Below are 10,003 nucleotides of genomic sequence, written 5' to 3' on the forward strand. Positions count from 1 at the left end.
ATCCGGGAGCAACCGTGCAAGAACTAGTGATCACGGTCATCGGCGGCCTTGGCCAAGGAGCGGTCATCGCCCTGGTCGCGATGAGCCTCAACGTCCTCTACAACGCCTCGGGCATCCTCAACTTCGCGCAAGGAGACTTCCTGGTACTCGGCGGTGTCCTGGCCTTCGTCACCGTCGAGTCCCACAGCCCCACCATCGTGATCATTGGCATCGTGATCGCGGCCGCCGTGCTCGTGGGCATCACCATGGGCGTGCAAGGCGTCCTGACTTTGGCCCGGCTCCGCTCGTCCGTGGAGCAACACACCTGGCTGGTCACCACCTTGGCGGCCTCCGCGATCCTCGAGTCGTGCATCCTGCTCGTCGAGGGGCCAGCCCAACTGGTCGTGCCCAACAAGCTGGGCAGCTTCACCATCGCCGGGGTCACCCAGCCATGGCTGTACCCGATCTTGCTCGGCGTCGCGATCGCGATCTTCGGGGGCCTACAGGCGTTCTATCGCCGCACCACGGCGGGCCTGGCGATGAACGCCCTGCGGCAAGACCTCGAAGCAGCCCGCGCCGCCGGGGCAAACGTGCGGATGCTCCAGCTCGCCGGCTTCGTGATCAGCGGCATCATTGTCGGTCTCGCCGGCGCGCTGGCCGCACCGGTCGTCAGCCTGTCACAGGCCTCAGGGATCGGCTACGCGCTCAACGGGTTCGCCGCAGCCGTCATCGGCGGGCTCGGTAACCAGTTCGGCGCCCTGATTGCCGGCCCGGTCCTCGGCATCGTCACCGAGGTCGCCATCTTCCACCTCGGCGGGGAATACCAACAGATCGCGCCCCTGGTACTGCTGGCCGTCGTGCTGTTGTGGCGGCCACAGGGCATCTTCGGCCAGGTCGCCCCAAGGAGGGTGTGATGACGACAACAGCCAGGGAACCGTCGACCGCGCCCCATGACCGCTCGTGGCGGCTGGGCGTGCGGATCCGACACGAGCACCGCACCGAAGTCACCGCCGGCATCGTGATCGTCCTGGTCACCAGCCTCCTGCCATTCGCCCTCGGAAGCGTGTACTGGCAGCAGGCCATGCTGCTGGTCGACCTCTATGTCGCGGCCGCGGTCTTCTTGAACATTCTGCGCGGCGAAGGAGGACAGATACACTTCGGACTCGCCGCCGTCTTCGGCGCCGCCGCCTACACCGAAGGCATGGCAGCGACCATCTGCGGGCTGAACTTCTGGCTGTCCCTGGCGATCGGCGTGGTCATCGGGTTCGTGTTCGGGACCGTCACCGCGCTGCCTGCGCTGCGCGTGCAAAGCTACTATTTGGGCTTTATCACCCTGGCGGTCGCCGTCGTACTGCCGGCCATGCTGCTCAACTACAACGACTTCACCCATGCCGCATCCGGGATACCGGTCGTCAGCCCCGGGATGTACACCACCACGGTCTGGGGCATGAACTGGGTGGACATCGTGGCCATCATCTTGGCGGCACTAAGTTTCGTGATCCACGCCGTCGTGAGGGCATCCCGGTTCGGCCGACACTTGAAAGTCGCGGCCGACAGCCCCGAAGCAGCCGCCAGCTTGGGAATGCGTCCCGGGGTACTGCGCCTCGCAGCGTTCGGACTTGCCAGCCTCGGCGCGTCCCTGTGCGGTGCGCTCTACGTGCCCGCCACGGGCTTCATCAGCCCCGGGGCGTTCCCGTTCACCCTGTCGATCCTGTTCTACTTCGCCGTCATCGTCGGCGGCGCAGGAAGCATCGTCGGGCCCCTGCTGGGCATCTACCTGCTCTACCTCGTCCCGAACGTCGTCTTCTCCGGCCTCGCGCAATACCGGCTGCTGATCTACGGGTGCATCGCCTTCATCGTCATGCTCATCTTCCCCGACGGCATCATCGGCTTCCTCCGGTCACGGTTCGCCTCGGCCGGAACAATTGACCCAGACCTGGGCGAGCGGCTCTCCGAGGCGATGCTCAGCCACCATGCCGATGCACCACTGGAGAGCCGACGCAGCGACGAGCCCGCCTTGACCGTGACCGACGCGGCCAGACAATTTGGAAACGTCCATGCGCTCGATGGTGCCAGCCTCGAGATCCACGCGGGCACCGTGCATGGGCTGGTAGGCGCCAACGGATCCGGCAAAACCACTCTCCTCAACGCCATCTCGGGCTTCATTACCCTCGACCGTGGCTCGGTGCACGTAACAGGTCAAGACATCACCACCTTGTCGGCGACCCGCCGCGCACGCAACGGGCTCGGTCGCACGTTCCAAGCCCCGCGCGTGTTCGAGGACATGTCACTCCAAGAGAACCTGCACCTAGACACCCCACCTGACCACCAGGACCTCGACACCTGGCAACGCTGGGACCAGACCAGCGCTCAGGCCCTGACCCACGGCCAGCGCCGCCTCACCGAGCTGTACAGGGTACTGACCCGACGCCCCTCGGTGCTGCTACTCGACGAGCCTGCAGCCGGCCTGTCCGCCAGCGAGCGTGACGAACTCGGCCAGGTACTGACCCGGCTGGCACAAGACGGGGTCGCGGTCCTGCTGGTCGAACATGACCTCACACTGGTGTGGAACATCGCCCACACGGTCTCGGTCATGGAGCTGGGCAAGGTCGTGCGCACCGGCACCCCGTCAGCGCTGGCCGACGACCCGGTGATCGACTCACTGCTAGGGGGCGTCTCCAATGCTCAACGTTGATGACATCAGCGCACGATACGGTCGCGTGCCGGCGCTGAACGGCGTTTCGCTGCAGGTGAACCCGGGCGAACTACTGGCCATCGTGGGCCCGAACGGCGCCGGCAAGACCACCCTCGCTAAGTGCATCGCCGGGTTTGTCACCCCGACCCACGGCACGATCAGTCTCGACGGACAGCGCATCAGCAACCAACGACCGGACAAGCTCGTGCGGAACGGGGTCCGGCTCGTGCTCGAAGGCCACCGCGTCTTCCCCGAACTGACCGTTCACGAGAACCTTCGGCTCGGGCGGCTCGCGCTAAGTGACGCCGCCCAGTTCCCACAACGCCTCGAGGACGTCCTCGACCTGTTCCCGATCCTGCGCGAGCGTCTACGCCAGCCAGCCCGTGAGCTCAGCGGGGGCCAGCAACAGCTTCTCGCACTCGCCCAGGCGTTCATCGGTGAGCCCCAGCTGCTGATGTGCGATGAACCATCGCTCGGCGTGGCCCAGCGGCTCATCCCAGAGATCCTGACTGCGCTGCGCCGGATGGCGGAGCGGGGCACTCGGGTCATCGTGATCGAACAAGTCCTCACCCCGCCACTCAGCATTGCCGATCAGGTCATTGTCCTCAACCGTGGAACCGTCATCGCTCGCGGTACACCAGGCGACTTCCCCCGAGAGCGCCTGCAGGAACTGTTCCTGGGAACCACCTCCGACGGCTGAACGGACCCAATGATGCAGATATCCGTAATTCCCGGCGATGGAATCGGGCCTGAAGTGATCGCCGAAGCACTCAAGGTTCTTCGCGCACTCGATCAGCGGTTCGCCCTTGGAGCCTCCGTGACGCAGGTAGACCTTGGCGCCGAGGCCTACCTACGTGACGGCGCGATCCTTCCCGCGGCCGCCATCGACACGCTGGCACACAGTGACGCAATACTTCTCGGCGCCCTCGGGGACCCACGCGTGACTCCGGGGATCCTCGAACGCGGCATCATCGTCGCCCTACGGACCCGATTTCGGCAGCCCGTCAACGTGCGCCCCTGCAAGACCCGCCCTGGGATCCCCAGCCCACTACGCGATGTCGGACCGACAGGATGCGACTTCGTCATCGTGCGGGAAAACACCGAAGGACTCTACGTCGGAACCGGCACCAGCGCACACACCGGACAGCAGACCGCGGTCGCCGTACACACCTCAATCACGACCATGACCGCAACAGAGACCGCAGTGCGCTACGCGTTCACGCTCGCACGCCAGCGGCGGCGCCACCTGACCCTGTGCCACAAGACCAACATCCTCCTGGACGCGGGTCAGCTCTGGATGCAGGCAATCGAACGAATCAGCACCCAGTTCCCCGACGTCGACGTTGACTACGCCCACGTCGATGCGATGTGCCTCCACCTACTGCAGCGACCTCAACGCTACGACGTGATCGTCACGGACAACCTGTTCGGCGACATCCTGTCCGACCTCGGCGCGGGTATCCAAGGAGGTCTCGGCACCGCAGCAAGCGCTAACCTCAACCTCGATGGAAGCGCACCCAGCATGTTCGAACCCGTGCACGGATCGGCGCCGGACATCGCCGGCACCGGGACCGCGAACCCGGCGGCTGCGATCTTGTCCGTGGCGATGATGCTGGAGAACCTCGGGCACGCCGATGCCGCCGCCGCGTGTGACGCTGCCGTCAACAACGCGTTGCAGCAAGTCAACACGTCAGGGACGGCCGCATTCACCCGAGAACTTGGCGATGCCGTTGTCGCCGAGATCGGTTGATCTCGGCGACAAGACCACACGCCGCGTCACCGAGGCGACCGCGCATCGTGCAGGGCACGCCAGGCCATCGAGCGGGAACGAGTTATCGGAGGGATGACGCAGCTGGCGTCACCTCCTACTTCGAGTGGAACTCATGTGCCAGAACGGGGCCCGTGGAGAAAGCTCCACGGGCCCCGTTGACCGTATTCCCTCTGCGAAGTGATCTTCGGGCATTTGCTGACGCCTCTCCGCCGCTCGCTCCGGGCGGGGATGCTGCCCGGGAACGAAAAAACCTCCCGAGGTAACGGGAGGCACGCGCGCCGGAAAAGATCCGACGCGCTAGTCGATAATCGCCGCAGCGGTGGTAGCCGCGCACCCAAGATGCATCACGTCATGAATTATGCTGCAAACACAACACCATTCGTAGCCCCGTCTCACCATCTGAGGCTTGTCAATGGGAGTCGTCCCTCGTCTCGGCTCAGCAAAGTTCGACGACCCGTTAGACATCGGCCCCCAAGAGCCCCTATAAGCTCACCGACCCGGTCGCCATCCGGATCTGTGGACGCACCGAGTGGAAGCTGACCCTGACCGTGATTGCTACTCGAGTCGGCGTGGACACCGCGACCGCGCAGGCCGCAGAAGGTCGCAGTGAGCCGACGAGCCGAGTCGGACGGCTGGCCCACCATGCATCTTGTCGCCAAGGACGATACCGGCGATGGTCAGGGCGAACGGGATAGCCAGACTGATCGTCAGAGCACCGATACCGTCGACCAGGATGTCCTCGTAGCGCACCATCAAATTTCGGGGCCCTCCCGCGGCCAAGTGAGTAGAGAGATCACGGAATAGGGGCCGGTCAGCCCCGGGGCAACCGCAGGCTGTCCGACCTGCGGTCAGTGGGGCAGGTGGTCTAGGGCTTGGTAGGTGCGGTTGGCGGCGGCGGAGCGGCGTTGTTCGATGGCGGTGGTGTCGATGTACGCCTGCTGGTAGTCAAGGACGCGTGTCCGAGTAGGGCCATGATCTCGCTGGCGGTGGCGCCGTCCTCGGCCAGCCGGGTCGCGAACGTTATCTGTAGTGGATTTTGCGTTTTGCCTGGTGGGGCAGCGATTTCGGGTGTGAGGCACGTGAGGCACGCGGGGGCCCTGGATGCAGGATAGAGGCGCCGATCGGCCCAACGGGCGAGTGGCCGGTTTGTCGGAGGCTTCCGCGCACGATCGCGCTGTTGTGGAGCCCGCGGACGGCAGTTGGTGGTGGCGATCTGGGTGCCACGGCCGTCGATGTCTTCGCGGTTGGCCGCGCGGTGACGCGACGGGTGCTGCGCTGCTCGCTGGGTGAGTCCGCCTCGCCGTGCGAGGACGGCTGCTGCGTCTACCGTGCGGGCCGGTTGAGTGCCTGGTACATCGGGTTGGCTGCGGCCGCGGCCCGTTGTTCGACGGCGGTGGCGTCGATGTAGTTCTGACTGGTGGCCATCGATGCATGCCCGAGCAGGGTCATGAGCTCTCGGGCGCTGGTGCCGTGCTGAGCGAGCGTAGTCGCGAAGGTATGCCGGAGTGCATGCACCAAGGCGTAAGGGGAGCGGTGGTCGGCGACCCCGGCGGCGCGCAGCCCGGTAGCGACCAGGTACTGCAGGCCGCTGCGCTGCAGGGGTTTGCCGTGGTGGTCGACGAACAGGGCCGATCGGGCGCCGATCCGTTTGGCGGGGAACTGTTCCCGGCGAGAGGCCTGGTAGGCGTCGATGACTTGCTGCAGCGCGTCTTCGATGGGCACGGTGCGGGCCTTGCTGCCCTTGCCGACCACCCGGATGCGCCGTTCACCCGGGCCGCCGGTGATCGATGAGACCTTCAGGCACAGCAGCTCCGCGGACCGCAGCCCGGTCAGCAGCAGTGTGGCCAGGACAGCCAGGTCCCTTTCGGGCCATGGGTTTCGCGCGTCCGGACGGGGCAGGGCCGCCGACGTGAGCAGCCGTTGCACGGTGTCGGTGCCGGTCAGCGGTTTCGGGCCGGTGGAGCGGGGGTGAGCCTTGGGGACGGCGGCCATCGGGTTGCCGTCCCGGTACCCGTCGGCGACCAGGAACGCGAAGAACTGGTTCCAGGTGGACCAGGCCCGGCCGATCGAGGCCTTCGCGTGAGTTCCCGCGAACGCGGCGAACGCCTCCCGCAGCACCCGTGGTGTCAGATCCTCCACGGTCACCTCGTCAAACTCGCCGCCGGCCTGGTGGGCGATGATTGCCAGGATCCCGGTGAGGTCACGCCGGTACGCGGCCCGCGTGTGCGGGCTTGGCTTCGCCGCGGCCCGCGCCGCCAGGAACACGTCGATCGCGTCCGTGACCGCGCCTGGCCTGGTGTCGAGGTGCGCGCCCGTGCCCGTCCCCGGTGAGGCGGGAGACTGGGCGGCTCACGTGGTCATGGTGCCTACCTTGCCACCAGCATCTGCGGCGCCGCCGCACCGAGGACCCCGGCGTGAAGGTCACCCAGCTACTGGCCGAGATCCGTGACCTGGGGTACCCCGGCAGCGCGAACCTGTTGACCAGGTACCTGAATCAGGGCCGCGCCGAGCAAGACCGCGCACACCTGTCCCCGCGGCGGGCCACCCGTCTGCTGCTGACCAAGCCCCAGAACCTGACCAGGCAGCAACGCGAGCTCCTTGACCGGATCGCCGCGGCATGCCCCGAGGTCGCTGCACTTCGCGAGCAGGTGAGGTCGTTCGCGAAGCTGCTGAGACCACGGAAGGCCAACGCTGCCAGGCTGGATGAGTGGATCCGCGGCGTGCAGGCCGCGGACCTGCCGCACCTGCGGTCCTTCGCGAGTGGCCTCGAGCTGGACCACGCGGCGGTGGTCGCCGCGGTGTCCACCTCGCATCACAACGGTAAGACGGAGGGCGCGAACACGCGCACGAAGGCAATCAAACGGCAGATGTCCGGCCGGGCAGGCTTCCAGCTACTACGACACCGAATCCTCCTGGGATGAACCACCACCAAAAGTGATCCAGAGCCAAATTTGCGACAGTCCCGAGTCCTCATGGAAGCTGCCGCAAAGCGGCCGCGGGACTTCGCGCACTGGGCCTGGGTGAAACCGGCGGTCAGATGACCAGGACGACAAGAGCCGTATGACGGGAGACTGTCACGTACGGAACTGTGGGAGCCCGGGGGTGCAATTCCCCCGGGCCACCCGACCAAATTTGCGATAGTCCCTGATGAACCCCCTGTTGACCAGGGGGTTCATCGATTTGTGGTGGGTGTGGTTCTGTCTACTGCAGTTTGGTGGGGATCGGGGTGTCCAGCAGGTCGAAGACGCGTCGTTGGGTGGATGTGGGCGCGGCGAGAGTCGGGATGATCGGCCCGTCGGGGCCGCCGTATTGCAGGTCGTTGCGGGTCAGGGTGGCCAGGTGGGTCAGCAGGTCGCGGAATGATCGGACGGGCTCGCCGTTGTCGTCGTGGTGGCGGGAGGCCTTGCGAGCCGCTTGCGTGGACCGGTGCGCGGGGGCGACGGGGTCGGTACTTGCCGGGTGGGTGCTGGTCGGTGAACGTCAACGGGGCCAGGGTGCGTCGACACCAGCCCGCCTACCCGCATCACCGCCGACGAACGCGACATGACTATCCGAGCCGCTCAATCGTGAAGCCGGCTCTTGCGAGTCAACTCCTCCCTCTTGTCACAGGCTGGCAGGAGGGATACCTTGGCAGTTACTAGTTACCGGCAACTGACGACCTGACTGACAGCCTGAGTGAGGGCTGCCAATTCTACGGACTTAGCACCGAAAGAGATGTCGAAATCATATGGAAACGGAAGCCACCGGAGCATCTAGTACCTCCGATCTGAATGCCATATATCAGCCATTCAAGGTAGGGCCTCGAACACTGCGCTGCAGAGTTTACGTGCCGGCGCACCAGCCAGCTCTTGCGGATAACGGAGTTCCAGGACCACGATACGTCGCGTACCACCGGCGACTCGCTAAAGCCGGGGTAGGAATGCAGATAACAGGCGCAACGCCTATCCTTCCGTCGGGTCTATGGCGGCCGGACCGGAGTTTGCTGAACGTCGACGAAACTATCGTCCCTGGCTACCAAAGGCTCTCCGACGCAGTGCATGCGAATGGCGGGCTCATGCTCGCGCAGTTAGCCCACGCCGGCCCGACCGATGAAGGCGTCGATGATGTGATCGGACCGTCTTGGGGCCTCTCTGAACTCTCAGGCGAAGTATCCCGACCAGCAACCGAATCCGATATCCAGCGCATCGTAGCGGCCTACGGCGCTGCCGCAGATCGTTGTCGGCGTGGTGGTTTGGACGGCGTTGAAGTCACCATGGCACACGGTCTGCTCCTTGCGGCATTTCTATCCCCAAAGGCCAACAGACGAACAGACCAGTTTGGCGGTGCACCAGATACCCGAGCCGAACTGCCGCTTCGGGCCCTCGCCGAGGTCCGCCGAGCTCTCGGACCGGATCGAATCGTTGGGGTCCGTCTATGCGCCGACGAGATGATACCTGGAGGGGTAAACCCTCAGGATGCAGCAGTGATCGCCCGCAGACTGGCCGACACCGGCCAAATAGACTATATAAGCGTCATTGCCGGGGACAATACGCATCGCCTCCCACGCATAAAGCACTGGCCACCCACGCCTGCGCCGCATGGGCTGTTCCGTAGTCTCTCCAGAGTAGTGAAAGACGCTGTTCCTGATCTTCCGGTCTGCTGTGTCGGCCGGGTAACGTCTGTCGCCCTCGCGGCCGAGATCATCGCATCGGGCGACGCGGATTTGGTCGGGATGGTCCGGGCGCACATCGCTGATCCCGAATTGCTACCAAAATCACGCGCAGGCCGCATCGCCGAAGTCACGCCTTGCGTCGGTGCAAATGACTGTATCAATCTGTCGTTGAACCATCAGTCTGTCAGTTGCATTGTCAACCCACAGATCACACAGCCAACCGACACCGAACTAGTCCCCGGTGAGCACTCTGCTGTCGTCATCGGCGCAGGCCCGGCTGGTCTCGAGTCAGCTCGACGCTTGGCATCCATTGGGCTGCGAACCACGCTATTCGAACGATCTGGAGAGCTCGGGGGCTTGCTACGCTTATGGGCGCAGGTTCCGGCCTACCGGGAGTACAGTCGGCTCCTCGGCTGGTGGCAGAACGAACTCAATCGCCTCGGAGTCGTCGTCCAAACGAACACGGACGTTGGCGGCTCAGAAGGGCTAAACGCCGACGTCTTCATCGTAGCAACCGGTGGTCGGCAGCACGACGAAACCGCCATCACGACTGACGGAAGCGTTCAAACAGCATCCCCAGACGAAGTCTTGCGGGGCCGGCGAATTCCTGGCCGTGTGGTGGTCTACGACGAGCTTGGCCGACGCGACTCGATAATGCTCGCTGAAGCCCTTATTGACTCGGGGTCCGCGCAAGTTACGATCGTCACATCTAAAGTGCACATCGGCGAAGGCGAGGGAATTACAACGCTATACCCCGCACTCGAACGCTTAGACAACCTAGGAGTTAGCCCGGGGATTTCATCGGGTGAGGGTCGCGGAGTGCGTGGCGTGAGCTGAAAAGTGCCCCTGACCTGGGAAGATAGTGATTGCGAAGTCCCTATCTGATCCAGTTCGAGGAGCACCTTCC

General features: G+C 64.8%; 6 protein-coding genes and 1 pseudogene. 6 read left to right on the forward strand and 1 reads right to left on the reverse strand.

Features of this window, described 5'->3' with window-relative positions; genetic code table 11:
• Nucleotides 1–14: 14 nt before the first annotated feature.
• Genes FGL98_RS21880 through FGL98_RS21895 form a run of 4 tightly spaced genes read left to right on the forward strand, consistent with a single transcriptional unit; the run spans nt 15 to nt 4,424 of the window.
• Nucleotides 15–893 (forward strand): branched-chain amino acid ABC transporter permease, encoded by an 879-nt coding sequence (locus FGL98_RS21880; RefSeq protein WP_146320507.1) that lies wholly within the window; start codon nt 15–17, stop codon nt 891–893.
• A complete protein-coding gene (locus tag FGL98_RS21885; protein WP_146320508.1) occupies nt 893–2,674 on the forward strand; it encodes a branched-chain amino acid ABC transporter ATP-binding protein/permease in 1,782 nt (593 codons plus the stop codon). The genes FGL98_RS21880 and FGL98_RS21885 overlap by 1 nt, the downstream gene beginning before the upstream one ends.
• Nucleotides 2,661–3,374 (forward strand): ABC transporter ATP-binding protein, encoded by a 714-nt coding sequence (locus FGL98_RS21890; RefSeq protein WP_146320510.1) that lies wholly within the window; start codon nt 2,661–2,663, stop codon nt 3,372–3,374. Before FGL98_RS21885 ends, FGL98_RS21890 begins: the two co-directional genes overlap by 14 nt.
• Before the next feature lie 12 nt (nt 3,375–3,386).
• Nucleotides 3,387–4,424: a 3-isopropylmalate dehydrogenase gene (locus FGL98_RS21895; RefSeq protein WP_186526313.1), complete on the forward strand. Its 1,038-nt coding sequence runs from the start codon at nt 3,387–3,389 to the stop codon at nt 4,422–4,424.
• Between the two features lie 1,344 nt (nt 4,425–5,768).
• On the opposite strand, the gene FGL98_RS21905 is transcribed toward FGL98_RS21895, so the two are convergent.
• Entirely contained in the window at nt 5,769–6,710 is a 942-nt protein-coding gene (locus FGL98_RS21905; protein ID WP_222432336.1) for a tyrosine-type recombinase/integrase, read from the reverse strand.
• Nucleotides 6,711–6,814: 104 nt separating this feature from the next.
• Between FGL98_RS21905 and FGL98_RS21910 the strand changes: the two are divergent.
• Nucleotides 6,815–7,366: pseudogene (locus FGL98_RS21910) on the forward strand (ISL3 family transposase); the annotation flags it as partial.
• A gap of 806 nt (nt 7,367–8,172) precedes the next feature.
• Nucleotides 8,173–9,933 (forward strand): oxidoreductase, encoded by a 1,761-nt coding sequence (locus tag FGL98_RS21915; protein ID WP_146320518.1) that lies wholly within the window; start codon nt 8,173–8,175, stop codon nt 9,931–9,933.
• The last annotated feature ends 70 nt before the right edge of the window (nt 9,934–10,003 follow it).

Source organism: Leekyejoonella antrihumi, assembly GCF_007845645.1.
In the GTDB taxonomy this organism is placed as follows: domain Bacteria; phylum Actinomycetota; class Actinomycetes; order Actinomycetales; family Dermatophilaceae; genus Leekyejoonella; species Leekyejoonella antrihumi.